Below are 24,788 nucleotides of genomic sequence, written 5' to 3' on the forward strand. Positions count from 1 at the left end.
CGACGACACGGCGAGGCGGGGTCTCGGACCGCAGGCCGCGACCGGCCCACCTCGCGGCACGTGGGGTGGCGACATGCTTCCATGCGGCATGTCGCGAATGGCGATGGCGCGGCGGCCGGTCACGCGGCCTCCAGCCCCCGGAAGCGCATCCACCTCTGCCGGGCGCCGTCAGGCCCGAAGGCGATGACGTCATAGGTGGAGGACTCCGCTCCCGGCATCTCCATGCCTGGCACGCCGACCGGCATAGCGGGCACGGAAAGTCCGGCGACGCCTCTGGGTTTCTCGTTCAGCAGCCGCCGGATGGCGGCGGCCGGAACGTGGCCTTCGAGCGCGTAGCGGCCGACCTTCCCGGCGTGGCAGGAGATCAGGTCAGACGGCGTGCCGAGCGCCTGCCGATGCGGTCCGACGACGTCCACGAGGTTGTCGTTCACTTCGAAGCCCTCGGCCCGCAGGTGCTCGACCCAGCCGCCGCAGCAGCCGCATGTGCGGTCCCGCCAGGCTTCCACCTTGGGCGGGCCGCCGCAGGCCGCTGGCAGCAGGGCAAGGCCGATCAGGCCGTGGGTGAAGCTCCGGCGCGTGCTCCAGGCAGGCATCGTCATTCTCCTAGGCTGGCCTGGGCAGGCGGATGCTGGCCCGCAGGCCTCCACCTGCGAGGTTCTCGAGGGTCACAGACCCGCCATGGCGGCCAATTGCCTGGCGCGCGATGGCCAGGCCCAGGCCGGAGCCGCCGGTCCCACGGTTGCGGGACTGCTCCAGGCGGTAGAAGGGCTGGAAGACGCTCTCCAACTGCTCCTCGGGCACCCCGGGTCCCGCGTCGTCGACGTGGACCACGAGTTCCCCTCCCAGGTCGGCCAGCGCCACCCGGACGGAGGCGCCGTACTTCACGGCGTTGTCGATGACGTTGGCGAAGGCGCGCTTGAGGGCGATGGCCCGGCACAGCAGGCGGGCCTGGGAGGGGCCCTCGTAGATCGCCGTCCTGCCCATGTCCTCGGCATCGCCGCAGAGCGTCTGGAGCATCGCCGCGATGTCGGCCGACCGGACCTCCTCACCCTCCTCGTCGCCCCGCAGGTAGGCCAGGGTGGAGCCGATCATGGCGTCCATCTCGTCGAGGTCGGCATCGATCTGCCGCTGCGCCTCGGCGTCGTCCAGGAAGCCCGCGCGCAGGCGCAGGCGCGCCAGGGGGGTCCGGAGATCGTGGCTGACGGCCGCCAGCGCCTGTGTCCGATCGGCGATGAGGCGGTCGATGCGCGCCTGCATGCGGTTGAATGCCTGCGCCGCCTGCTGAACCTCCCTCGGCCCTTCCTCGGGAACGGTGACCGTCTGCCCCGGCCTGCCGATGCGGTCGGCCGCGTTGGAGAGCTCCCGCAGCGGCCGCGCGATGAGGCGCACCACCAGCAGCCCCAGCACCAGGATGCCGACCGCCATCGCCGTGGTGGAGAGCAGCGTGGCGTGCTCCGGCTGCGCCTGCAGAGGATCGGCGTGGTACCAGAGCTGGCCACCCTCCGGCAGGCCAACGACGCCTTCGGGTTCGAGGTGGCTGGTGGCAGCAAGGTCCTGGGCCGGGATTGCGCCCGCTGTGGCGCCGGATTGCCAGCGCACCTGGAATCCCGGCGAGGACAGAGCCTGCGCCACGGCCTCGCGCGTGTCCGGCGGCACCATGCCGACGGCGCGGGCTGCGGCGGCGACCCGTTCCCCGGTGACCTTCTGCTGGGTGCTGCCCAACAGGATGTCGCTGCCCGTCTGGTGCAGCCACAGGCTGCCGACGTGGAAGGCCATCAGGCCGACCAGCAGCACCAGAATGATGCGTCCGGCCAGCGTGCTCGGCAGCAGCCGCTTCACTGGCGCGCCACCGCGGGTACGAACATGTACCCGGCACCCCGGATGGTCTTGATGATCGCAGGGCTGTCCGGGAGCGGCTCCAGCTTGCGGCGGAGGCGGCTGACCATCACGTCCACCGAGCGATCGATGCTTTCTGAGATGCGGTTGCGGGCAAGGTCCAGCAACTGGTCGCGCGTCAGCACCCGCTGCGGATGCTCGCAGAAAGCCAGAAGCAGGTCGTACTCGCCGCTGGATAGGTCGACCGCCGAGCCGTCGGGCGCCGCGAGCTCGCGCCGACGGGTGTCGAGCACCCAGTTCTCGAACATCATGCGGTTGCCAGTGACCAACCCCGAGCGGGCGGCTCCGACCTGGGCGCGCCGCAGCACGGCCCGGATGCGGGCCAGGAGTTCCGGGCGGCCGAACGGCTTGGGGAGGTAGTCGTCGGCACCGAGCTCAAGGCCGACCACCCGATCCGCTTCCTCGCCGCGGGCCGTCACCATGATGATAGGCACCTCCGACTTGGCACGGAGCATCCGGCACAGGTCGAGGCCCGACTGGCCCGGCAGCATCACGTCGAGCAGCACCAGGTCGACCGGCGCGAGCGAGATGGTGTCCCACATCTCCGCGCCATTGCGCGCCCCGGTCACCCGGAAGCCGTTCTGGCGCAGGAACTTGGCGATGAGCGTGCGCATCTCCCCGTCGTCCTCGACGACGAGGACGTGGGCCTCGGGGGGCAGCGGGCTGGCGGCCCGCGCCTCCCGCTCGTCGTCAGGACTGACCGGCGGCACCGGCGACGACACCCAGCTTCGCCCGCGCCTCAGGAGCCGGGCCAGAGGTGGATGCAGCCTTGGCTGCGAACTCTTTCATGTCGACCTCTCCCACCACGACCAGGGCCGCCATGCCCGGCCCAGTGGGGGAGGTGCACCGCATAGGGTAAACGCCGAAGCGGCCGAAGGGTGCCGTCGCCGAGGGCTCCGCGGCGGCGGCCATCCCCAGCGGCGCGGCGAGGGTCGTGCGGAGCACCAGGGCGGGCCTCAGAAGAACAGCCGGACGCCGGTCAGGAAGGCCCAGCCGCCCACGTCCTCACCCTCGTTGCGGGCGTAGCGCGCGGTGTCGCCGAGCTTCCGCTCGTAGCTGACGCCAATGTAGGGCGACACCTCGCGGGTGACCTCGTAGCGCAGCCGCAGCCCGACCTCGACGTCGTTTAAGCCGCTGCCGATGTCGCGTTCGGGCACCTTCTGGAGCGCGAAGTTGGCCTCGACGTTGGGCTGGAGCACCAGCCGCTGCGTGATGTAGGCGTCGTAGGAGATCTCGGCGCGCGCCGAGAGGTCGCCCTTCTCGCTGACGAAGCCCTGGAGGTCGACCTCGAACATGCCGGGCGCCAGCCCCTGCAGGCCGATGACGCCGTAGAAGCGGTCGGGGCGCGGGCGGATGTCGTAGCGGACACCGGCCTGGAAGTCCCAGTAGTAGCCGATCAGGCGCGAGTAGAGCAGTTGGACTTCGGCGTCCTCCACCCGGCCATTCCGCGCCGTCTCGCCTTCGGTCTTCAGCCAGACGCGGTTGACGTCGCCGCCATACCAGGCCTGCCCGTCCCAACGGCCGATGTTCGGGCCGTCCAGTCCCCAGCCGTATTCGAGCTTCTCGAACAGTACCGCGCCGGTGAACACTTCATGGCTGAACGGAGGCTCCGTGCTGTGCTGCATCGCCTGCGCATGCGCCGGTGCGACCTGGAGGATGCCCAAGGTCAGGGCGGCCAGGGAAGCGGCAGCAGTCAGGACGCTCTTGATCTTCATGACCATCACCGTGCCGAGGCCGTCTGGCGCGCCGGAACCACGGACACCTTGCGCATCATCCCGGTCTCCATGTGGTAGAGCATGTGGCAGTGGAAGGCCCAGCCGCCGGGTGCGTCGGCCTCGATGTCCACGTCGACCGTCGAGCCGGGCTTGATGTTGACCGTGTGCAGCAAGGGGTTCTCGGCCCCGTTGCCGACCTGCGGCATCATCCACATGCCGTGCAGGTGCATCGGGTGGTTCATCATGGTCTCGTTGACGAAGCGGAAGCGCGCCCGCTCGCCGAGATGGAGTTGGATGGGCTGGGCCCGGCTGAAGTTGTTGCCGTTGATGGACCAGAAGTACCGCTCCATGTTGCCGGTCAGCCGGATCTCGATGACGCGGGTCGGCTCGCGCACGGGGTAGAGCGGCTTGGCGGCCCGCAGGTCGCGGTAGGACAGCACGCGGGCGCCCGGCGGGGCGCCGACGTCGTTCACCAGCGGGTCCGGCATCGCCATGCCGCCATGGTCCATTCCGGCCATTGCACCGGCGCCCGCCGCGCCATTGTTCATGTTGGGCATGCTGCCGTGGTCCATGCCAGCCATGGAGCCCTGCTGCATGCCCTGCGGGCCTCCGGCGGGCATCTGCATTGCCGAGTGATCCATGCCAGCCATGCTTCCATGGTTCATGCCGCCCACGGACCCTTGCTGGGTGCCCATGGAGCCTCCAGCGGGCATCTGCATGGCGGAGTGGTCCATGCCGCCCATGTCCATCGGCGCGACATGGCCGGGCGCGTCCACCTCCGGCATCGGGGTTCCGCGGTCCAGCCCCTTGGGCCCGTAGTTCATGCCCATGTCGGCCATGGTCAGGACCGGGCGCGGGCGGTGCTGCGGCAGGGGCAGGGCGGGCAGGCCCTCCCGGGTGGCCAGGCTGAACTGCGCGAAACCCTGGCGCCCCATGGATTCCGCCAGCACCTGGTACTGGCGGCCGTCGCCCGGGCGGACCAGCACGTCGAAGGTCTCGGCCGGGGCGATGCGGAATTCATCGATAGTGACGGGGCGGACGTTGTTGCCGTGCGCCTGGACCACGGTCATATCGAGTCCGGGAATGCGCACGTCGAAATGCGTCATGGCGCCGCTGTTGATGAAGCGTAGGCGCACCGTCTCGCCCGGCCGGAACACGCCGGTGAAGTTCTGCGCCGGGGTGTGGCCGTTGACCAGGTAGGTATAGCCGCCGACATCCTCGATGTCGGTCGGGTCCATCCGCATGTCGCCCCACATGACGCGGTCGGAGACGATGGCCGAGCGCGCGGCGGCGTCCGGCGCGCGGCGGAGCTCGCCGACCAGGCTGGCCAGGGTACGCTTGTTGTAGTTGTAGTAGCCGGGGTCGCGCTTGAGGTTGGCGATGACGTGGCTCGGCGTCTCGTCCGTCCAGTCCGACAACTGGACGATGTAGTCGCGGTCGTAGCCGAAAGGCTCCGGCGTCGCGGGGTCGATGACGATGGAGCCGTAGATGCCGGACTGCTCCTGCACGCCCGAATGGCTGTGGTACCAATAGGTGCCAGCCTGCACGAGCGGGAAGCGGTACTGGTGCGTCCCGCCCGCGTCGATGCCCTGGAAGCCGTCGCTGATGCCCGGCACGCCATCCTGGCTGCTCGGCAGGATCAGGCCGTGCCAGTGGATCGAGGTGTGCTCGCGGAGTTGGTTGGTCACGTTGACCACCACTTCCTCGCCCTCGCGGAAGCGCAGGACAGGGCCGGGGATCTGCCCGTTGATGGCCATGGCCGGACGGCGGCGCCCGGTGATGTTGGCCGTCACGTGGGACAGGGTCAGGTTGAACTCGCGCGGCATCGCCCGCCCGACGGCGGGCTGCGCCAGGGCGTCGGGCGCGGCGGCGGGAAAGGCCAGGGCGGCGACCCCGAGCCCGAGGGCCTGCCGCCTGCTGAGCTTTTCATTGGTCATCGTTCAATCCTTGGCCGCGACCGGCGCGGCATGGTCCTGCTCCTGAGCGCGTCCGCGGTCACCAAAGGCTTGGTGGGCCGAGGCCGCGGGCCGGGTCTGCGCCGCGACGGCGACAACGGCCATGGCGGCCGCCGCGATGGAGGTGACAAGGCGCATCCGTGAGCTTCCCCGGTGGACACAGCGTGGGCGGGTCAACGGCTCGCCCGCCGAAGTCGATGGGGCCAGGATGTCCACCAACTACGAGCCGGAGATTGCCCAAGTGTGACAAGATATTTCAGCCATCCGCCATCCGCTGTGCGCCGAGAGGCTGGCGGCACCCTAGCCGATTGACCATATCCCTACCAGGGGGATAGGACAAATGCATGCATCTCGCTCCTCCCCTCCGTTTCCCGCAGCGTTTCGTGCCTGGCCATCACCGGCGGAGCGGGGAGTTCCTGGATGCCGCGTCAGGAACGCGTCCGCCGCCTTGCCAAGCAGGTCTGGCCCATGCGTGACGGCAGAGACCGCTCCGCCGTCGGCTTCGCCGCCTTCGCCTCGGGCTGGAGCGTGATGTCGCTGGAGATGCTGGACGGACGCCTGATGGCGCCGGTCTTCGGCCAGACGATTCACCAGTGGGGCGCCATCATCGGCACCGCGCTGGCCTTCATGTCACTCGGCTACTGGGCCGGAGGACGCTTGGGCGGGCGGGCGAACGCCGCCAGGCTGCTGCCGCTGCTGCTGGCAATCGCCGCCTGCGCGGCGGCCCTGACGCCTTGGATCGGTCGCCCGCTGGCCAGTGCCCTCGAAAACCTGCTCGGCCCTTTGGCGGGAGCCGTCGCTACCTCGGCGGTGCTGATCGGCCCGCCCGCCTTCACCCTGGCCGCCGTCTCGCCACTCTGCGTGGCGCGGCTGGCGGCCTCCGGCTCTCCCGCCAAGGCCTCGGGCAGCATTTCAGCGCTGGCCGCGCTGGGGAGCATTGGCGGTACCTTCTTCGCCGCGTTCTATGCCATCCCCTATATGGGTCTGACGGCAGGCTACGCCTCCGCCTCCTTGCTGTCCGCCGCCGCCGCTTTGGCTACCGGCCTGGCCCCATTGCGCGCGGCACTGGTGATGGCACCGCTCGCTCTCGGCATCTGGGCCGAGCGGGCCCAGGCCAGTCGCTTCACCGAGTATTTCGAGACGATCTACAACACAGTGATGGTCTGGGACGCCCCGGAGGCGACCTACCTGCTGTTGAACTCGCCGCTCGCCGTGCAGTCGGCCCGGCGCAAAGACGGCCGCTTGACCGGCTCGTACTGGGAAATGATGGCGGCGGTGCCGTCCCTGACCCAGGGTCGGGACTCGCTGTTCCTGGGCGTAGCCGGAGGCTCGGCGGTGGATGCCATGACGAAGGCATGGGCGGACGTGCGGAGCACCGGCGTGGAGATCGACCCCGGCGTCACCGACGTCGCCCGGCGCCACTTCGGCCTGACCATTCCAGTGACGCATGACGACGCGCGCCGCTTCGTCGAAACGAGCCAGACGCAGTTCGACATCATCGTGGTCGACCTCTACGCCACCGGCCAGATCCCCTCCCACGTCGCCACGGTGGAGTTCTTCCAGGCAGTGTCGCGGCGGCTCCGCTCCGGCGGCGTGGTGGCAGTGAACGTCTTCGGGGCCGGAGACCCTCGCAGCATCGTGGCACCCATGGCGGCGACGATGATGGCGGCTTTCCCAAGCGTGCTGGCGACCCAGACGGGCAGCGGCAACACTATCCTGCTGGCTTGGCAAGAGCCTGTCGCGGTCGAGCAGGCGAGGGAGATGCTGGACGCCACGCCAGCCAGCGCGGCCTCGGCATCAACGAGAATGCAGGCCACGCTGCGGGAAGCCAGCCTGGTGGCCAATGGCGCGGTCCCGCTGACCGACGAGTTGTCGGACATGGACACTCGGGCTGCCCGCGCCGTGGCCGCCCAACGCCGTGCGCCGCGCTGACAAGACGGAATGGCCGCCGTTCCTAGGCCGACCGGCTTGACGGTATCCCTACCGGGGGGATAGCTCAGGAGAATGACAGCCCCCCATGTCCATGCATCGCATCCGGAGATCGTGAAGCGCCTGAAGCGCGCCGACGGCCATCTCCGCAGCGTGGTCGAGATGATCGAGCAGGGCCGCCCCTGCCTCGACATCGTGCAGCAACTCCATGCGGTCGAGGCGGCCATCGCCAACGCCAAGCGGACCCTGATCCACGACCACCTCGACCACTGCCTCGACGATGTCGTGGGCGCGGTGCCGCGCGCCGACCGCGGCCCGATCGACGAGTTCAAGGCCATCACGAAGTATCTCTGAAGGCGCCTCGATGACTCCTTTCTCCGAACTGCTGGCCCAAGGATCAGCCCACGCCTGGCTTTTCGTTCCCAGCGCCATCCTGCTGGGAGCCCTGCACGGCCTGGAGCCAGGCCATTCGAAGACCATGATGGCGGCCTTCATCGTCGCCGTTCGCGGCACCGTCACGCAGGCGGTTCTGCTCGGAGTAGCGGCGACCTTCTCGCACACGCTGGTGGTCTGGGGCATCGGACTCGGGGGCCTGTACCTTTGGAAGGGCTTCGACGCCGAGACCGCGGAGCCGTACTTCCAGCTTGCCTCCGCCGTGGCGATCATCGCCATGGCCATCTGGATGCTGTGGCGGACCTGGCGGGACCAGCAGGCCAGCAGTGCCCACGGACACTCGCATGACCATGGGCACCACCATGGCCATGAGCACAGCCATAGTGAGGGGCATGGCCACAGCCACAGCCACGGCGAGGAGGTGCGGCGCATCGACACCGGCCATGGCGTCGTCGCCCTGGAGGTGTTCGAGGACGGCGTTCCGCCGCGCTGGCGGCTGCGGTCGGAGCGTGGTCCGCACTGGGCGGCCGAGGATGTGACGGTGGAGACCCTTCGTCCGGACGGGCAGCGCCAGAGCTTCGGCTTCGTCGACCGCGGCGGCTACCTCGAGTCCACGACCGATATTCCAGAGCCTCACGAGTTCACCGCCCGCCTGAGCCTGTCCCACGGCAACCATGCCCACGACTACGAGGTGGTCTTCGCGGAGCAGGGCGACGGTCACGAGCAGGAGCCTCTGGCTCCCGGTGCCTTCGCGACCACGGACGGCTACCAGGATGCTCATGAGCGCGCCCATGCCAACGACATCCAGCGCCGGTTCGCCGGACGCGAGGTGACGACCTGGCAGATCGTGCTGTTCGGGCTGACGGGCGGGCTGGTGCCGTGCCCGGCCGCGATCACGGTGCTGCTGATCTGCCTCCAGCTTCAGGAGTTCACCCTCGGCGCGGCGCTGGTGCTGTGCTTCAGCATCGGCCTCGCCATCACCCTGGTGACCGTCGGCGTCATCGCCGCGACCGGCATGCGCCACGCGTCCCGCCGCTGGTCGGGCTTCGACACCTTCATGCGCCGGGCGCCTTATGCCTCGGGCGCGCTCATCATCCTGGTGGGCTTCTATGTCGGTGCCGTCGCGCTGACGCAGATCGCGGCGGCCTGATGCGGGCGTGTTCCGGCTGCGTGGGCGAAAGCTCAGGCCGGAACGCGCAGCCCCGGACCTTACCCCTGCTATGGCATGCGCAGCCCGGAAAACTCAGGGACGGCCATCGGGTCGGCCACTCTTGCTTGACAGACCAGCACGCCATTCACCATCCTGGGCGCAAGGGGACATCCGCGATCGCCCCGTGAGGCTTCGGCCGAAGCATCGCGTCCGACACTCCACAACCATGGAGGGGACGCCCATGCCTGCACCTGACACCATCACCACCACACAGCTCGCTCGGCTCGTCGGCCTGCCCGATGCACCGGTGCTGCTCGACGTACGGACCGAGGAGGACTACGCGGCCGACCCGCGCCTGCTCCCGGCTTCCTTCCGGCGCGAACATCGCGACGTGACCACCTGGATGGCGGGCCACGCCGGTCGGCACGTGGTGGTCGTCTGCCAGCGCGGCCTCAAGCTCAGCCACGGTGTCGCCGCCTGGCTGCGTCACGGCGGTGCCAGGGCCGAGGTGCTCGAGGGCGGCTTCGAGGCATGGGCTGCCGAAGGCCACCTGCTGGTGCATCCGAACCGCCTGCCGACACGCGATGCGCAGGGGCGCACGGTGTGGGTGACCCGTTCCCGGCCCAAGGTGGACCGGATTGCCTGCCCCTGGCTGATCCGGCGCTTCGTGGATCCGTCCGCCGTCTTCCTCTTCGTCGCGCCGTCCGAGGTCGGCGCGGTGGCCGAACGCTTCGGGGCCGCGCCCTTTGACGTCGAGGGGGTGTTCTGGAGCCATCGTAGCGAGACCTGCACCTTCGACACCATGGTCCAGGAGTTCGGATTGACCTCTGAGCCGCTGCTCCGGCTGGCGGAGATCGTCCGCGGCGCCGACACCGCCCGGCCCGACCTCGCGCCGCAGGCGGCGGGGCTGCTCGCGGCGTCCCTGGGCCTGTCCCGCATGCACCGGGATGACCTGGCGCAACTCGACGCCGCAATGGGTCTGTACGATGCCTTCTACCGCTGGAGCCGCGATGCCGTCGCCGAGACCCACAACTGGCCAGCGTCGCCGAGCGCAGCTGGGAGGTCTGGCCAGTGAACGACAAAACAGTGCTCGAGGTCCGGCGGCCCGCCCCTTCCATCCCTGAGAGCCAGCCTGCGCTGCCTTCATTCGCCGAAGCCGTGCGCGTCTGGATGAAGATCGGCCTGCTGTCCTTCGGCGGCCCGGCGGGGCAGATCGCGCTGCTGCACCGGGAGGTGGTGGACGAGCGGCGCTGGATCTCCGACGCCCGCTTCCTGCATGCGCTGAACTTCTGCACCCTGCTGCCCGGGCCCGAGGCCCAGCAGCTCGCCACCTATCTTGGCTGGCTGTTGCACGGGGTGCGCGGCGGGGTGGCGGCGGGCGTCCTGTTCGTGCTGCCGGGCATGGCGGTAATGCTAGGCCTGTCCGTCCTCTACGCCACGCTGGGGCAGGTGCCGGTGGTCTCGGCGCTGTTCTTCGGCCTGAAATGCGCCGTGCTGGTGCTGGTGGTCGAAGCGCTCCTGCGTGTGGCGCGGCGGGCGCTCAAGACCAACGCCGCATGGGCACTCGCCACGGCCGCCTTCTTCGCGCTTTACGTCTTCGGCGTGCCTTTCCCAGCCGTCGTGCTGGCGGCGGCGCTGATCGGCTACTTCGCCCCCATGGCGTTCAAGGGCGGCAGCCACGGATCGGCCAAGGATGGCCCGCCCGCGCTGCTGGACGCGGTGCTGGCGGCGGATCCCGGCCGTCCCGCCCGGCTCGCCGTGCGCGCTTGGCGCGCGGGCTGGGTCGCGGTCGTGCTTTGGCTCCTTCCGGTCGCCGTGCTCATGGCAACCGGGGCCGGGGTCTTCGCCGACGTTGCCTGGTTCTTCTCCAAGATGGCGGTGGTGACCGTGGGCGGCGCCTACGCCGTGCTGTCCTACGTGGCGCAGGAGGCGGTGCAGGGATACGGCTGGCTGTCGCCCGACCAGATGCTGGTGGGTCTTGGCCTTGCCGAGACCACGCCCGGCCCGCTGATCCTGGTCCTCCAGTTCGTGGGCTTCCTGGCGGGCTTCGGTCAGGGCGGGCTGGCCTGGGGCGTACTGGCGGCCGTGCTGACGGTGTGGGTCACCTTCGCGCCCTGCTTTGCCTTCATCTTCCTGGGCGCCCCCTATGTCGAAAGGCTGCACTCCAACCGGGAACTCACCAGCGCCCTGGCGGCGGTCACGGCCGCCGTGGTCGGCGTCATTGCCAACCTCGCGCTCTGGTTCGGCCTGCGGGTGCTGTTCGCCGAGGTGCGGCGGGTGGAGGTCGGACCGGCGGCCCTGGACATCCCGGTTCCGGACAGCCTGGACATCCTTGCCTTGGCGCTTGCCGCCGCCGCCGCGGCCTGCCTGTTTGGCTTCAAGCTCGGCCTGATGAGAACGCTCGGCATCACCGCGGCTCTCGGTTTAGTGGCGAAGCTCGCCCTGGGCTAAGGCCGCTGCACGTGAGGGCTGCTTCCGGCATGCCGTGCCTGAAAGCGGACCGGCCGCTTCCGGCTAAGTCCAGTCGTTTAGGACGGCGTGCCGGGAGTCTGCCTCTATGCAATCGGTTTGCCTTCGACCTCCGTAGCTGGCCTCTACGAAGCCGACCGGGCGTCGCGGATGGAAAGCAGGAATACCTCGTGCAGGAAACCGGGTTGACCCCCGCCTACCTGATGGAATGCGAGAGCGTGAAGGTAGCGGCGTCTCTGGTGCCCCTCGATCAACCAGTAACGGGTTTCGGGGTGCTCACCCGTGTCCGTCAGGAGGCCGTCCGGCGCTTCAAGGATGACGGGCGGGATGTTCCAGGTTCCGGTCGCGTCCATCGTCCGACCCGGCTCGAACTCCTTGCCGTGGAATACGCGAAAGTTGAACTCGGGATCCTCGTCACTGTCCGGCATTCCCCAAGCGACATCCCTCAAGATGCGTTCCACGGTCCATCGCTCGACGCGGCACGACAGGCACTCAAGCGGCAGATGGCAGAACGGAGAATGCCTCCAGCACTTGTACACCCACTGCTCCGCGACGAGCGGGTGCAGGTTCGTCAATCGGTGGTGATTCCTCGCCCACCACGCTTCAAACGGCTCCTTGCCGAGGCTGCCTTCCCCAATCGGCTTCAGTGAGGCGTCCCAAGCCAGCGCGTGACGCGCGCGAACATCGACAAGCATTGGTCCCGAGTAACAGTGCCTGAGATAGCGCTCAAGCCTCGGTGCATGGTGTCAGGGTCCCGCACCCGCCCTCCTGAGCACGGCTGGCAGCAGTGCAAGCACCAACAGGATGTTGAGCACGGCGGCACCGCAGAGCGCAGCCAGCGTCGCCTGCGTCCCGAAGCTGTCCAGCAGCCAAGCGCCCAGGAAGGGCGAGGCTGCCTGAGCGATTAGAGTCGGCATCGCGATGCGGCCCATCAGCACGGCGTAGCCCTCCCTGCCGAAAAGCGCCAAGGGCACCGTCCCGCGGGCGATGGAGCGGATGCCGCTGCCCATGCCGTACATTACAATGCCCGTTGCCACGATGCCGGGCGCGCCCACCAACATGCCCAGGCCGACGGCCACTAGAACGGCCGAGGCGATCAGGCTCCAGATCGGATGCGCCTTCCTGCCGAAGAGCATCTCCAGCACGCGGGCGCCAACCTGGGCCGGGCCGATGAGCGTGCCCAGAGCAACGGCGGCGGTGAGAGCCAGCCCCTGCGACTGGAGCAGGGTCAGCAGGTGGACCGAGATGACGGTCATGATGACCGCGGCCAGGGTAAAGCTCGCCGCCAGCATGACGAGGGCATAGCGCTGGCCCGCCCGCACAGGGCCCGGCACCGAAACAGCCTTGGCGGCCGTGGGTGCTGCGGCGGGCTTGGACGCCTCGCGCGGCACCCCGAAGAGGTAGAGCGGTAGCACCACCGTAAGATGGATGGCGGCGTAGGTCAGGCAGGCGCCGCGCCAGCCCAGGTGGTCGACCAGCAAGGCGCTGAGTGGCCAGCAGACGGTGCTGGCGAAGCCGCCGAACAGGGTGACGTGGGTGATGGCCGGGCGGGCATGGTCGCCATACAGCCGCCCCAGCGTCGAGAAGGCCGGGTCATAGAGCCCGGCGCCCATGGCCAGGCCGAGGACGATCCAGGCCAGCACAAACACCGGCAGGCTGGGTGCCAGCCCGAGCAGCAGCAGGCCAGCGGAGAAGAGGACGGCGCTGGCCGCCAGAACGGGCCTGCCGCCGCGCTGCTCGATCAGGAAGCCGATGCGCGGCGACACCAGGCCAGACACCAGCATGCCGATGGACAAGGCGCCCATGAGCCAGGTCAGCGGCCAGCCGGTGTCCGCCAGCACGGGCCCCGCCAGCACGGCCAGCAGGTAGTAGGAGGAACCCCAGGCGAGGATCTGGGCGACGCCGATGGTGGAGACGACCACCAGCCTGGAGCGGCTAGTGGCTGGACCTGTAGAGCCTGCGTCGGCCGGGAGGGCGGCCTGGCTCATTCGGCAGGTTCGGCCGAGAGGGGCACCTTCTGGTCAGCGGTCCCGCAGCACGGCGTGTCCTCAGCCAATTCAGGCTTGAGCGGGCAGCCCGCCCCCTGGATTGTCGTCGGCGTGCAGCATGCGGCTTCGGCATCGAGCGCTGCCACCACGCGGCTGCTGCTGCACACGCCGGTCTGCGGCAGGTCCAGCTCCACCCGACGTGCGGCCTCCATGTCACCCACGAGGAAGGCGGCAATGGAGCGCACCTGCTCGTAGCCGGTGGCCAGCAGGAAGGTGGGCGCACGGCCGTAGCTGGCCATCCCGGCAAGGAAAAGTCCCGTATCGGGCTGCTGGAGTTCGTGGGCACCGTGAGGCCGAACGGTGCCGCAGGAGTGCAGGTTGGGGTCGATGAGCGGGGCCAGCACGCGCGGGCATTCCAGCGCCGGGTCCAGGTCGAGGCGGACCTCACCGAGAATGCCGAGGTCGGGCCGCAAGCCGGTGGCGACCACCATCTCGTCGGCTTCCGCCGTCTCCCCCTCGAGGCTCATGACCTGCAGGGAACCGTCGGCAGCCTGGCCGACCTCGTCCACCGAAAAGGGCGCGAGCAGCTCTACGGTGCCGCTTTCGACGAGGTGGTGCAGCTGCTGACCCAGGGCGCCGCGCTCCGGCAGCTGGTCGGCCGCGCCGCCGCCGTAAGCCCGCGTCAGGTCCGCGCTGCGGACCGCCCACAGGACGGTGGTGCCCGGCGCCTGCTCAGCCAAGCTGGCGAGGTCGAGCAGGGTGCCGACGGCCGAGTGGCCCGAGCCGACGACAAGGACGCGTCGCCCGGCGTAGCGACCGCGGTCGGCGCCGAGGACGTCGGGCATGCCATAGCGGATGCGGTCGGCGGCCCGATGCTCGCCGATGGCGGGCAGGCCGGAGGCGCCCGCCGGGTTGGGATGTCCCCAAGTGCCGGTGGCTACGATGACGGACTGGACCAGGAGGCGGTCCTCCATGCCCTCAGCCTGGAACCTGACCTCGAAGGGCTGCCGCTCACGACCGGCGTCGCGAACCTTGCCAGCGCGCTGTCGGGCAACTCCGGTCACCCGGGTGTTCAGACGGAGGCGGCCAGCCATCTCCGGCAGGGCAGCGAGAGGTGCCAGGTAGTCCTCGACGAGGTCACGGCCGGTGGGGAACGCCTCGGCATCGGGCGCCGTCCATCCATGCCGCTCCAGGAGCGTGCGGCACGCCCGGTCCACGTTGTAACGCCACGGGGAAAACGTGTGAACGTGACCCCATCCCAGCGGCGCCGTGCCGACCGAGGGACCAACCTCGAACACCAGCGGCTCCAGGCCGCGCTCCAGCAGGTGCGCTGCGGCGGCCAAGCCAACCGGGCCGCCGCCGATGATGGCGATGGGCAGCGTTGCGGGGCTGGGGAAGCCCTCAGGGCCCCTGCTCTGAGGGGCAGGCTTGGCAGAGCAACAGGAGCTCATCTGACGGTTTCCTTCCTTATGCCTCGGTGGGCGATGTATAGAGGCAAGCTGATGGTCAGCATTGGCATGCACCCTTGGCCCTGCCGCGAGCCTTGGCGGCACGGCCGGTCTCGGTCAGGGCGGTGGTGGCGTCCATCCAGGCCCCTAAACCAACGCGGAATGCCTCCCGCCCCTTGTCGGTCAGGGTGTAGACCTTGCGCTCACGGCCGGAGACGACCTCGGCTTCCGATGTCAGGTAGCCGCCCTGCTCGAACTCCCGGAGCGTCGGATACAGGGCGCCCTCAGAGGGCGAGCAGCAGCCGTTCGTGGTCCGCTCCACCGCGCGCGCGATGTCGTAGCCATGAGCCGGGCCGTCGTGCAGCACCTGCAGGACGAAGAAGCGACTGAGCGCCATCTTGATGGTCCCGGCCCAGTAGCCTCGGTCCGTGAAGTCCGGCGGGGGACGAGGCACGGCACGAAGGATGGGCTGCTGTGACATGGAGGAAGGCTATGCATCGATGGGCGATGCGTCAACAACAATGAAGGAGCGGCTCGGGGCATGTCTCAACCCACGCCCACAAGGTCCCAGACGCTAAGCCCGGCCGCCCTGGAAATCTGGCAGATGCCGCTGGCCCGCGCCCTCGGCCCACTCCGGCTCTCCGGCGGCACCGGCGGCGTCGGCATCAGCCTGATGCAGCGCCGGGTCGTGGGGTGGCGCCCGTTGCCCGACTGGGTCGACGGCACCGCCTGCGCGGCCGTCATGCGGCACGCCCTGCGGGAGCACCTCGATGCCGCGGGGCGCCTCGGGCTCTGGCGGCGGGGCTCGCAGGCAAGGACTCGATCCCGGCAAGGATTCGGCGGCGGGGCAGGGCAGGGCAGGGGGCCGCGACGTCCCGGCTGACTCACCGAATTTCTCGGCGCGGGAAGGGCGGGCATCTGGTAATCCCGGGCGCACAGCAGCAGGCCGGTCGGGCCGGGCCGCGTCGGCGCCATCCCGGCCGCCGCGCGGCTTGCGCTGCGACGGTGAGCCGGAGGCGGGTGCAGTCAAGTGGTCAAGGTCGTCTCCTTCGCGTCAGCCATGAAGTCCATCGAGGGTGATCCTCCTTGGTTTCCGTGGACACCCAGAGGCAAGCTTTGAGCTGGAGGTGTTCAATGGATCAGCAGGCGACGAGGGCCAAGCCACGTTCCTATACGGAGGACTACAAGCGCCAGGTCGTGGATATGGTGGTCGGTGGCGGGCGCACGCCGACGGCGGTGGCGGGCGAGGTCGGCCTGCACCCGACGCTGCTGTGCCGGTGGGTGCGCCAGTATAGCGCCGGCGGTGGCAAGACCGAGGTGCCGCGGCCTGCAGCTGCCACCTCCCTCAAGCCCTTGCCGGTCCCGACGGCCGACCAGGCTGCCGAGATCGCGCGGCTGCGGCGCGAGTGCGACCGGCTCCGCATGGAGCGAGACATTTTAAAAAAGTCCATTTCGATCTTCGCGGGACCACTGAGATGAAGTTTCGTGTGGTCGAGGACTGCCGCGATGTCTGGGCGGTCCAGCCGTTGTGCCGTGTGCTGGGGATCTCGACCGCCGGCTACTACGCTTGGCGGTCGCGGCCGGATAGCAAGCGCGCCGTCGAGGATTGTGCCCTGCTGGCCGACATCCGCCAGGCCCATGCCAACAGCGGTGGCCGTTACGGCAGTCCCCGTGTGTATGCCACCTTGCGGGCGCAGGGGCGACAGGTTGGACGTGGACGGATCGAGCGCCTGATGCGGCGGCATGGCGTGCGCGGCCTTGTCGCCCCGCACCGCCGCGTGCAAACCACCGACAGCCGCCACGCCTTCCCGGTCGCTCCCAATCTGCTGGAACGCAAGTTCTCCACCACCAGCAGGCCGAACCAAGTCTGGCTGGCAGACCTGACCTACATTCCGACAGCTGAAGGTTGGCTGTACATGGCCGCCATCATGGACCTGCACACCCGTAAGATCGTGGGCTGGTCCATGCGCGACCATCTTAGGGCCGAGCTGGCGACCTCGGCGCTGCTGATGGCCATCCAGCGCCAGCGTCCCAGTGCCGGCCTGATCCAACATTCCGACCGCGGCGTCCAATATGCCTGCGGTGACTACCAGGCGGCGCTGACCAAAGCAGCCATCATCCCGTCGATGAGCCGGCGGGCCAACCCGCTGGACAACGCGCCAATGGAGAGCTTCTTCCATACGCTGAAAACCGAGCTGGTGCATCACCGGGCCTATGCCACCAGGGATGAGGCCAAGCGCGACCTGTTCTCCTACGTCGAGGGCTTCTACAACCGACAGCGCCTTCATTCGGCCCTGGACTACCGCACGCCAGACCAGGCAGAACGGCAGGCAGCAAACGTAGCGTAACCCGTCCACAGAAGTCGTGGAGGATCACCCCGAAGCCCGAGCTTTCCTGTCTCAGTTCAACGAGTTGCTGGTTGTTCAAGGCCGACTACTTCACCGACCTGCTGACCCGCCTCGTCAATGGCTGGCCCAACAGCCGCATCGACGAACTCATGCCGTGGTGCTGGGCCGCCAAAAACGGCAGTTGATCTCAAATACAGCCAGCATGGGTCTGTAGGCCTCGCTTACGGTATAGGCGTCGTCAACGCCCTTTGAGCCTCAACAACCGGCAGCGCGGCAGGAGACCTCTCCGCCGCCGCTGGAGGCAGTCGCGGTGTAGCCGGTCCGGGTGCGATCCCCGCGAGGAGATCCCGGCGCCAGGTGTAGAGCAGGCCCGTCCCGATCCCCTCACGCTGCGCGACCTCCTTGGCAACCACGCCGGGCTGCATCGCCTCCGCGACGATCCGCAATTTCTGCTCCGCGCTCCAGCGCCGACGCCGCTCACCGCGCGTCACCACCTCTACGAACTCGCTCCGAGCACTCATACGATCACTCGTATGAGTGCTCGGAGCCGTGCTCTCCACCTTGTCTCCGTCCACCGAACGCCCCCTCACCAGGAGAGCAAACCTCGGAGGCTCAGCCAGGACCCTCAACCATGGGGTTCAGCCGACGGATACCGCCGAGGCGCTGCATGCCTATATCCAGACTGCCGGGATCGCTGACGACCGCAGGGGCTGGCTGTTCCGCACAGCGCCAGGCCACAAGGCAACCGAGCTCACCAATCAGCCGCTGGCCCAGGCTGACGCGTGGCGCATGTTGCGCCGCCGTGCTGTCGCCGCCGGCATCACAGCGCCGATCGGCAACCACACCTTCCGCGCGACCAGCATCACCGCCTATCTCGCGAACGGCGGTGCTCTTGAGCATGCGCAGGAAATGGCAGCGCATGAGAGCCCGCGCACCACCAAGCTCTACAACCGCACCAAGGAGCGGCTGACGCAGGACGAGGTAGAGCGGATCAGACTGTGATGCGTCTCGATTCTCGTACTATTCACCATAAGGAGACCTCAAGCAGATTTCAGGTACTTTCGTCCACTTAGGGCGCTGTATATCTCACCTTGCATGAAAGCCATGATGGCTAAAGTCGTCGCGAGATAGTCAGATAACGCCTGATCGCTTGGGATCAACAATCTGTCGCCATGCGAAATCGCGTTCCTAATACCCAATAACTTGCTGATATTCGAACGGTGGACTTCGATAGAAAGGCAATCTAGTCCGAGTTGAAAAAGCAATTTTTTAAGAACATCCGGCGACAAGTTGGATTTTGTGTCAACTACCTGATCCGGAATATCCACTTTATGCGCCGTAATTCTCTCATAAGACTCAACAAACATCTGCTCGCGAGCTGATAGGTGCAATTGTGTGTCGTCCGGCATGCGATTGCGAAAAGTTTCGTGTTTGCTATTCGGGTCCCTTAACGCGGCAAAAACCTTATGCAGAGTGGCAGCTGCAACTGGATAGCTAGCCTCGGCACAGGTCAACCCTAAAGCATTGAGCGCCGATGTATAGGAGAGAAGAGAAAATTTACAAAATCCTTCAAGATGCGCGTACATTAGCAGAATGAGCGAGCGTTTAAGCATCGCCTGCTCATTTGCGGATGCTGCCGCCTGGATTAAGCGGTCTATCAGACGCATTTCAGCCTCGCGACTGGCTCGGTCAGCTTCCAGGTCCTCAAAAACAGACTCAGGGGAACGCATGGATGAGCCGTTGCCTTACAAAATTGATCCGATCATTCAGCGGGCCAGGCGAGTTTTTCCCACCGCCAGTTGTTTGTCTGACAAATTCGCTGTCAAGCTTAATGCTTTTAAGGCAGTCAGCAATGGCGGCCATTACGACGTGGTCTGTCGGGTCAAGTTTGTCGATGACGCTCTGAAGAGCAACTGTAATTGCCTCGAAATGGTACACACTGAAGCCCGACGCCAGATCGGTTCCACTCTTATTCCTGAATGCAAAGGACTTGTCGCCTAGAGAGGCCTTCAAAACCGCAAAGGTCTTGCGAAAGTTGGCTTCCTCTCCAGCAAAGTCAAAACTGTGTGCGCGGCTTGGATCGGCGACGTCCTCCATATACTCTGTCAGAAAATCAGATACTTCGTGTTTGAATTTATCCAGCCGATTCTTGAGCGCGAAAAATCTTAAGACCAGTTCCTGATCGATCCCTGAAAGAAGCCGCGCCTCCGTCAAGGCGCTTGTGCAGACCTGAAAATCATCAACCCCGCTCATATTGATGATGAAATCGGGAAACTCAGTACTGAGCATGCGAATTGTGCAATTACGAATCTGCTGCTCCGACAGGCCTTCTCCGCCTGTGTTAAGCCGCTTGAACATGTGATATTTGAAATGCGGATCAGCGCCCCTGCGAACAACCTCCACTCGAATGAATGCGCGCTTCAACCTGATCTGCATGGAGGTTGGCAGATCGTCAAAGGTGAGATCGTTCAGCGCGTGCACGATGTCACAATCTACAAGTTTCAGCTTGTCGCCCTTTTGAACAGGACGATCGAGATGAGGGGCGTCCAACGCGCCTCGTAAATGCAAGTAGGATGAAATCCGTTGCAGTCCGTCGATCAGCTGATAGCGGCCTTCCTCCTCCTCGATTACAAAGATCGGCGGCACAGGCATTTCTAGAATCAGCGACTCTATGAGACGCGAACGCTGTCCTTCGGTCCACCTAAAGAGCCTCTGATAGTCCGGGGTGATGTTGAGCTCGCCTGCCTCGGCCATGTCGAGAAGTTCATTGAAAGAAAGATCAAGTGCCTGAGTGCTGGCGCGTTTTAGCGTTCCCGCGACCTCCTCGATAAGGCGCGCGCTTGAGCCTGACATCGCTAACGATCTCCACGTTGAAAACAGAGGACGGACTCAACTGTTCCGAGCCTGTTTGTGCGACCTGTAGCATGCGGATGAATCGCCGCCATAGTTCGATGCACTGTAAAATCTTCTCGTCGCATTAACTGCAGGTTCCGACTGGCTGCCATCTCTACCAGAACGGCAGGAAGATTATTGTGAATGTCTTTGTAGTGCGAATCCTGTACTACAAAAATCGCTGCTGCACCGTCCTTAAGAACACTGGAAATCCTGGAGATAGACCGGCTCATTTTATCGAAGTAGTCGAGATGCGTCTTTAAGTAATATCCTGCAGATGACTTGGACGGGTGAAGTCTAACTTTTTCTAAGAAGTCGCGGCAGGTGGTGCCCCACTGGTTATCGTATTCGATAGGTTGCGATGGGACGCGAGTTGAACCAATCATCCGCCGGCCAAGGGCATGCACATCCGACCGAATAAGGCCATTCAATACAGCCAATTCAATCTGAGTGGCCACTGCGTAGTCTATCCGAGTGCAGTAAGGTGGTGAAGTGAGCACAAAATCTACTGTCGCCTCCCCCGCGAAAAACGAAGTGCTATCTGCTAGTCGAGCTTCTGCGAAGGTGCATTTCAGAGGATGATCGTCTGCACACTTTGAAAGCGCTTCTGCCATGCCTCTAATCTGGGATAAAAAGGTGCTCCGCAGCTCGTCATCGCGGACATGAACGAGCTCCTCGGCAGATTTCGCCCTACGCCACCATGTCGGATTGGAAGATCGGAAGGTGACGGACGCACTTCGTGCCACAGCAAATAGTGCGACGTAGAAGGCTGAAGCGATGCTTGATAGACGATCAAGATCAGCGCCCCGTTCCGATATTGTGAACCGACCCACGAGGCTGCTTGAAATCGCCTGCTCGATTGCACGGACATGGCGCGCCGTCTCGTGATCGAACCAACTCAGCAGAGGATCATCCGCCGGAAGAGTCACTGGAACATCGCAATGATCAATTAGCTTCTGACCAAGTGGCTCAAGGCTGTCTGCTTCGCTTGGAGGTAGAAGCCTTGCTCGCGCAACAGCAATCATAACCGGATTGAGATCGAGACCAATCCCAAGGTGACCGTGATTCCGAGCTGCATAAATTGTTGTCCCGCTTCCGTTCCACGGATCCAGGACAACAGCACGTGGCGCTAGGCGTGCAGAGCTGATTATGTCGGAAGCAAAAGCCTCCGGATAACCGGCGTAGTAGGGAAAAAACCCCTCCCATCCAACTTGTAGGCGCCGATTTCGCTTGGGAGACGGGATTGCGAGACTGTCGAACATCATGTCTGCGCAGTCTGTAGGAGGTACGCAGGGGTCAAGTCTGCCTTGCTCTCCATCATGCGACCGTTGTCAGCCCGTTCTTGGCGACGAGCGAGAGAAGCTTAAGGGACGGGCCTTGCGGGCGCTTCTCGCCGCGCTCCCACTGGCTGACGAGGCCCGTCGTGACGTTGAGATAGCGCGCGAACACGGCTTGGCTGGCCCCTTCCCGTTCACGGAGAGCACGGATTTCTTCAGGTGTGAGCGGGCGCACGGGCGTCAGGCAGGCGTCGTCGAACTGGCGCATGGTCTGCTTGTCCATGAGCCCGGCATTGTGGAGGCCCTCGGCGGTCTCGTGGATCGAGGCCATGGCCCTGCTGCGATACTGCTTACTCATCCTCCGTTACCTCCGTCAGCACGCCGGCGCCGATCGCTGTCGCGAGCGCCGCATCGTCATAAGCCAGCAACTGCGCCGCCAGCAGCTTGAAAGCGGCCAGCTCGTCATCGCGGATGTTGTCCTGCTCGTTCTTGGCGAAGCCATGCACGAAGAAGGACCGCTCCCCAACCCGGAAGAGGATGATCGTGCGGAACCCGCCCGACTTCCCTGCTCCCTCGCGGGCAATGCGCTGCTTGATGACCCCGCCGCCCAGATCGGCGTCGATCAGTCCCCGCCCTGCCCTGCCGACCGCCTCGCGCAACGCCGCGTCGCTCAACCGCGCCTTCCTGGCGAACCGCGCAAACGGCTTGTTCTTGAATATCCTCACCTGCCCTCACCAACAGCCGCCGCGAGGTCATCCAAAAATTACTATAGCACTTAGTGCTATAAAATGCAAGGCGGGCGTCCCCCCTACCCTTGGGCCGCCAGACGGGGCCAGGCTGTGCCATAATGGCGGCTGAACCCGGTGTCGGGCGGGCTCAAGGCCTGCCCGGCCGTCTGCCAGAGGGCCGATGTGCAACCGCTGCGCTGACCGCCTCCCGCTTGAACTCCTCCGTCCAGCCCCGCTGACGTGGATCTCCCATCGCGCCCTCCAAGTCATCATGACCTTACCTGAGCGCTCTCCACTTCTCCCGGGAAAGTCCAAGGAGGGGCTGTCCTGGACTCCTGCGGGGCAGTCCAGTGGCCCTGGACTCTTGCGGGACCCGAGTCGTCGGTCTCTCGGAGACATGGCGGAGCCTCGTCCACAGGGCAAACCTGGGCTTTTGCGGGTATCCCCAGGATTCATGCGGGATACCCTCGTGTAGAAATCAATGACTTATGAAGTTATCTACTGGGTTCCTGCGGGGCATAACTAATAGAGTTTCTAATAATCTTCAAATAGCTCGTCCCGCAGAAGTCCAGGTGGACACGCCACCCTAGATCGAGCACGTTCTTCAGCGAGATTTGGGATGGCATCTGTGGAGGACGAGGCGATGGGGACAGTCCATCGACTCATTGAGGAGCACGGGCGGCAAGGGGCATTGAAAATGGCTCCAACCGACGGAGACCGCCGCGCCATCGAGGCCGCCATCCAGTACATGGCCGACGAGGACGCCGGGATCGGCTTCCTCTACAGCGGTTGGTGCCAAGCCGCCCTACCCCACAAGAAGCTCGCTGACGATGCGGCCTGGAAGATCGAGACCGACCGGGTCGCGCTCATCGTCGAGCCAGGGCGTCGCAACATCCCCGGTGGAGGCATAGAATGGGTCGGCGCACCTTACGGCTCGCGAGCCCGCCTCATCTTGCTGTTTCTACAGAGCGAGGCGCTCCGGACCAATTCCCGCGACATCGAACTCGGGAGAAGCCTACACATGTGGCTCGGGCGCCTCGGGATCCCGATCGGCGGCAAGAGCTTCAAGGACGTCCGGGAACAGGCCGAGCGCCTCTCTAGGTGCCGGATGACCTTCCACATCATCGCAGGCGACCGGGCTGGGCTGGTCAACCAGAACATTGTAGACACTGCGATGTTCGTGCAGGAACCGTCGGCCGAGGGCCAGGGTTCCCTGTTTGTCGAAACAGCGCGCCTCTCGGAGACCTTTTTCGAGCAACTCAGGAAGCACCCGGTGCCCCTAGAAGAGTCGGCGATACGGGCGATCTCAAATAACTCGCAAGCTCTCGACATCTACTGCTGGCTCGCATACCGGCTCCACGTTCTTCCGCCCGGGAGGCCGGTCTCGGTGTCCTGGCGGGCACTGTTCGGGCAGTTCGGGGCCTCCTACAAGCGCATCGATCACTGGAAAGAGCGCTTCGTGGACAGCCTGAAGATCGCGACTGCGGTCTACCCACACGCAAGCATCGAAGTGGCACCCGAGGGCCTCGTGTTGCGCCAGTCCCGCCCGCCGGTGGCGCCTCGCCTCGTCTCTGGCGGATCTCCCGCAAGAGCCCAAGGATAAGCAGCACCGTTTTCCTGGACCCCGCAAAAGTCCAAGAAAAACCGGGCAGCTCGGGACCCCTCCTGACGCTGGGGCGGCCAATCCTACCGCAGCCCCTTCCCGCCGCCGATCCATGCACCACGGTCCAGGAACGGGACAAACAGGTCCAGCTGGGGCCGGACGACCGGGCGCTTTCCGCTCATGCCCCCCTGCCCTTCTTGACGCGCTCCCTCTCCAGGGCCGCCAGGGCCATCTCAACGATCTCACCGAGCGTTGGCTTATGCGTGATTTCCCCGGCCTCGTACCGCTGCTGCTCGGCCGCGACGATCGCATGATAGCGCTCAAGCGCCTTCGGAGTGACGCGGGCGTTCAACAGCTGGGTCCGACCGGTCTTTGCAGGACGGCGCACAGGCGACGACAAAACGTCAACAGTTGATAACTTGACGACTGTTGGCTGTCTGTCGCCAGCTGACGGCGCGCGGCTCGGAAAGCCCGATTCCTCGGACAGGCGACGCATGTCGGCGGCCGGCACAGGCGGCGGCTTCAGAGCCTTCGGCACGAAACGGGTAAGGTCGACGTCATCGTCGGAGGCCTCGGCGAAGATGCTGGGGCGTATGTCGGACATTATGCGACCTCCGCAGTCTGGGTCGACGCCGCCTGCTTATCCAAGCGGGTTACGACTTCGGTCATCAGGGCACGGGCGTTCTCAGCTGCGGGCTTCAATCCGCCGACAGGCTTGTCAGCCAGGCTGGTCAGGCCGCCGCCGAAGCTAAACACGGCGCGGAACGCGTCTCGTTCATGCAGGGCGGTCGAGAAAACGGGGATGCCCTGCTTCAGGAAGTCCGCTTCAAGCGCTTTCAGCGTCCGCGGCCGGACAGCCGGGTTCGTCTTAGAACCCGCTTCATAACGGCTGAGGCGGGGTGAGCGGCGGGGGTTCTGCGCGTTCGGAGGGTGTCTGACGTCCTTCGAGGTGGCCCATGTGGACCCCTGCCGCCCGCGCGCAGCTTGCGCGCGGCTC

At 66.0% G+C, this 24,788-nt stretch carries 26 protein-coding genes and 1 pseudogene; 9 read left to right on the plus strand and 18 right to left on the minus strand.

All coding sequences use genetic code 11. The features are described 5' to 3' along the window. Nucleotides 1–119: 119 nt before the first annotated feature. The 6 genes from ROTAS13_RS00850 to ROTAS13_RS26920 form a co-directional block, all read right to left on the minus strand. Nucleotides 120–593, minus strand: a complete 474-nt coding sequence (locus ROTAS13_RS00850; RefSeq protein ID WP_253187611.1) for a DUF411 domain-containing protein — start codon at nucleotides 591–593, stop codon at nucleotides 120–122. A gap of 10 nt (nucleotides 594–603) precedes the next feature. After that, nucleotides 604–1,839: an ATP-binding protein gene (locus ROTAS13_RS00855; protein WP_075821288.1), complete on the minus strand. Its 1,236-nt coding sequence runs from the start codon at nucleotides 1,837–1,839 to the stop codon at nucleotides 604–606. Then, complete coding sequence (locus ROTAS13_RS00860) at nucleotides 1,836–2,618, minus strand: response regulator (protein ID WP_253187612.1); 783 nt, start codon at nucleotides 2,616–2,618, stop codon at nucleotides 1,836–1,838. The genes ROTAS13_RS00855 and ROTAS13_RS00860 overlap by 4 nt, the downstream gene beginning before the upstream one ends. A gap of 234 nt (nucleotides 2,619–2,852) precedes the next feature. Next, entirely contained in the window at nucleotides 2,853–3,611 is a 759-nt protein-coding gene (locus ROTAS13_RS00870; protein WP_027297390.1) for a copper resistance protein B, read from the minus strand. A gap of 5 nt (nucleotides 3,612–3,616) precedes the next feature. Next, the gene (locus tag ROTAS13_RS00875) at nucleotides 3,617–5,548 is read right to left on the minus strand and encodes a copper resistance system multicopper oxidase (protein ID WP_075821291.1); all 1,932 of its coding nucleotides are present in this window, start codon (nucleotides 5,546–5,548) and stop codon (nucleotides 3,617–3,619) included. Between the two features lie 3 nt (nucleotides 5,549–5,551). Continuing rightward, a complete protein-coding gene (locus ROTAS13_RS26920; protein ID WP_155985211.1) occupies nucleotides 5,552–5,704 on the minus strand; it encodes a hypothetical protein in 153 nt (50 codons plus the stop codon). Nucleotides 5,705–6,034: 330 nt separating this feature from the next. On the opposite strand from ROTAS13_RS26920, the gene ROTAS13_RS00880 reads away from it, so the two are divergent. The 5 genes from ROTAS13_RS00880 (at nucleotide 6,035) to chrA (ending at nucleotide 11,489) form a co-directional block, all read left to right on the plus strand. Continuing rightward, nucleotides 6,035–7,498, plus strand: a complete 1,464-nt coding sequence (locus ROTAS13_RS00880; RefSeq protein ID WP_027297444.1) for a fused MFS/spermidine synthase — start codon at nucleotides 6,035–6,037, stop codon at nucleotides 7,496–7,498. A gap of 72 nt (nucleotides 7,499–7,570) precedes the next feature. Then, nucleotides 7,571–7,849, plus strand: coding sequence for a metal-sensing transcriptional repressor (locus ROTAS13_RS00885; RefSeq protein ID WP_027297443.1), 279 nt, complete (start codon nucleotides 7,571–7,573; stop codon nucleotides 7,847–7,849). Between the two features lie 10 nt (nucleotides 7,850–7,859). Beyond that, nucleotides 7,860–9,038, plus strand: coding sequence for a nickel/cobalt efflux transporter (locus ROTAS13_RS00890; RefSeq protein WP_027297442.1), 1,179 nt, complete (start codon nucleotides 7,860–7,862; stop codon nucleotides 9,036–9,038). 241 nt (nucleotides 9,039–9,279) lie between these two features. Next, nucleotides 9,280–10,113, plus strand: coding sequence for a sulfurtransferase/chromate resistance protein (locus ROTAS13_RS00895; RefSeq protein WP_027297441.1), 834 nt, complete (start codon nucleotides 9,280–9,282; stop codon nucleotides 10,111–10,113). Between the two features lie 41 nt (nucleotides 10,114–10,154). Beyond that, the gene (gene chrA, locus ROTAS13_RS00900) at nucleotides 10,155–11,489 is read left to right on the plus strand and encodes a chromate efflux transporter (protein WP_371329168.1); all 1,335 of its coding nucleotides are present in this window, start codon (nucleotides 10,155–10,157) and stop codon (nucleotides 11,487–11,489) included. Between the two features lie 143 nt (nucleotides 11,490–11,632). Here chrA and ROTAS13_RS00905 read toward each other — a convergent pair whose 3' ends face one another. The 4 genes from ROTAS13_RS00905 to ROTAS13_RS00920 form a co-directional block, all read right to left on the minus strand. Next, entirely contained in the window at nucleotides 11,633–12,202 is a 570-nt protein-coding gene (locus ROTAS13_RS00905; protein WP_139323238.1) for a hypothetical protein, read from the minus strand. A 51-nt stretch (nucleotides 12,203–12,253) separates the two neighbouring features. Continuing rightward, complete coding sequence (locus tag ROTAS13_RS00910; protein WP_244881542.1) at nucleotides 12,254–13,429, minus strand: MFS transporter; 1,176 nt, start codon at nucleotides 13,427–13,429, stop codon at nucleotides 12,254–12,256. A gap of 62 nt (nucleotides 13,430–13,491) precedes the next feature. Next, entirely contained in the window at nucleotides 13,492–14,946 is a 1,455-nt protein-coding gene (locus tag ROTAS13_RS00915) for an NAD(P)-binding domain-containing protein (protein WP_027297430.1), read from the minus strand. Between the two features lie 55 nt (nucleotides 14,947–15,001). Then, the gene (locus tag ROTAS13_RS00920) at nucleotides 15,002–15,424 is read right to left on the minus strand and encodes a PadR family transcriptional regulator (protein WP_027297429.1); all 423 of its coding nucleotides are present in this window, start codon (nucleotides 15,422–15,424) and stop codon (nucleotides 15,002–15,004) included. 653 nt (nucleotides 15,425–16,077) lie between these two features. Between ROTAS13_RS00920 and ROTAS13_RS00935 the strand changes: the two genes are divergently transcribed. Together ROTAS13_RS00935 and ROTAS13_RS25975 are read left to right on the plus strand one after the other, a co-directional pair. Next, nucleotides 16,078–17,291 (plus strand): IS3 family transposase gene (locus ROTAS13_RS00935; RefSeq protein ID WP_253187613.1). Its coding sequence is split into 2 segments (ribosomal slippage): nucleotides 16,078–16,399 and nucleotides 16,399–17,291, totalling 1,215 coding nucleotides; the frame shifts between segments, so codons are not numbered across the junction. A 71-nt stretch (nucleotides 17,292–17,362) separates the two neighbouring features. Continuing rightward, nucleotides 17,363–17,476 carry a transposase domain-containing protein gene (locus tag ROTAS13_RS25975; RefSeq protein WP_027297425.1) on the plus strand — a complete coding sequence of 38 codons (114 nt, stop codon included), beginning with the start codon at nucleotides 17,363–17,365 and terminating at the stop codon, nucleotides 17,474–17,476. Between the two features lie 36 nt (nucleotides 17,477–17,512). Here the strand turns inward: ROTAS13_RS25975 and ROTAS13_RS28545 are convergent, their stop codons facing one another. After that, a complete protein-coding gene (locus tag ROTAS13_RS28545; RefSeq protein ID WP_051544350.1) occupies nucleotides 17,513–17,812 on the minus strand; it encodes a transposase in 300 nt (99 codons plus the stop codon). A 28-nt stretch (nucleotides 17,813–17,840) separates the two neighbouring features. Between ROTAS13_RS28545 and ROTAS13_RS00950 the strand changes: the two genes are divergently transcribed. Then, nucleotides 17,841–18,293: a tyrosine-type recombinase/integrase gene (locus ROTAS13_RS00950; RefSeq protein WP_075821294.1), complete on the plus strand. Its 453-nt coding sequence runs from the start codon at nucleotides 17,841–17,843 to the stop codon at nucleotides 18,291–18,293. A 38-nt stretch (nucleotides 18,294–18,331) separates the two neighbouring features. Here the strand turns inward: ROTAS13_RS00950 and ROTAS13_RS25980 are convergent, their stop codons facing one another. The 5 genes from ROTAS13_RS25980 to ROTAS13_RS00970 are packed head-to-tail and all read right to left on the minus strand — an operon-like array spanning nucleotide 18,332 to nucleotide 22,185. Then, a complete protein-coding gene (locus ROTAS13_RS25980; protein WP_139323240.1) occupies nucleotides 18,332–19,021 on the minus strand; it encodes an MAE_28990/MAE_18760 family HEPN-like nuclease in 690 nt (229 codons plus the stop codon). Continuing rightward, nucleotides 19,008–20,144 (minus strand): DUF262 domain-containing protein, encoded by a 1,137-nt coding sequence (locus tag ROTAS13_RS00955; RefSeq protein ID WP_075821295.1) that lies wholly within the window; start codon nucleotides 20,142–20,144, stop codon nucleotides 19,008–19,010. The genes ROTAS13_RS25980 and ROTAS13_RS00955 overlap by 14 nt, the downstream gene beginning before the upstream one ends. A gap of 2 nt (nucleotides 20,145–20,146) precedes the next feature. Next, nucleotides 20,147–21,448: a DNA methyltransferase gene (locus tag ROTAS13_RS00960; RefSeq protein WP_075821296.1), complete on the minus strand. Its 1,302-nt coding sequence runs from the start codon at nucleotides 21,446–21,448 to the stop codon at nucleotides 20,147–20,149. Between the two features lie 52 nt (nucleotides 21,449–21,500). Beyond that, the gene (locus tag ROTAS13_RS00965; RefSeq protein WP_027297422.1) at nucleotides 21,501–21,818 is read right to left on the minus strand and encodes a DNA-binding transcriptional regulator; all 318 of its coding nucleotides are present in this window, start codon (nucleotides 21,816–21,818) and stop codon (nucleotides 21,501–21,503) included. Further along, nucleotides 21,811–22,185: a type II toxin-antitoxin system RelE/ParE family toxin gene (locus ROTAS13_RS00970; protein WP_027297421.1), complete on the minus strand. Its 375-nt coding sequence runs from the start codon at nucleotides 22,183–22,185 to the stop codon at nucleotides 21,811–21,813. Before ROTAS13_RS00970 ends, ROTAS13_RS00965 begins: the two co-directional genes overlap by 8 nt. A 622-nt stretch (nucleotides 22,186–22,807) precedes the next feature. On the opposite strand from ROTAS13_RS00970, the gene ROTAS13_RS00975 reads away from it, so the two are divergent. Beyond that, the gene (locus tag ROTAS13_RS00975; protein ID WP_244310915.1) at nucleotides 22,808–23,791 is read left to right on the plus strand and encodes a replication protein RepA; all 984 of its coding nucleotides are present in this window, start codon (nucleotides 22,808–22,810) and stop codon (nucleotides 23,789–23,791) included. 178 nt (nucleotides 23,792–23,969) lie between these two features. Here the strand turns inward: ROTAS13_RS00975 and ROTAS13_RS00980 are convergent, their stop codons facing one another. Together ROTAS13_RS00980 and ROTAS13_RS26925 are read right to left on the minus strand one after the other, a co-directional pair. Further along, nucleotides 23,970–24,395 (minus strand): hypothetical protein, encoded by a 426-nt coding sequence (locus tag ROTAS13_RS00980; RefSeq protein WP_075821297.1) that lies wholly within the window; start codon nucleotides 24,393–24,395, stop codon nucleotides 23,970–23,972. Continuing rightward, nucleotides 24,395–24,788: pseudogene (locus ROTAS13_RS26925) on the minus strand (hypothetical protein); the annotation flags it as partial. The gene ROTAS13_RS00980 and the pseudogene ROTAS13_RS26925, both read right to left, overlap by 1 nt.

Origin of the sequence: Roseomonas sp. TAS13, assembly GCF_001950415.1 — a bacterium.
GTDB lineage: Bacteria > Pseudomonadota > Alphaproteobacteria > Acetobacterales > Acetobacteraceae > Roseomonas > Roseomonas mucosa.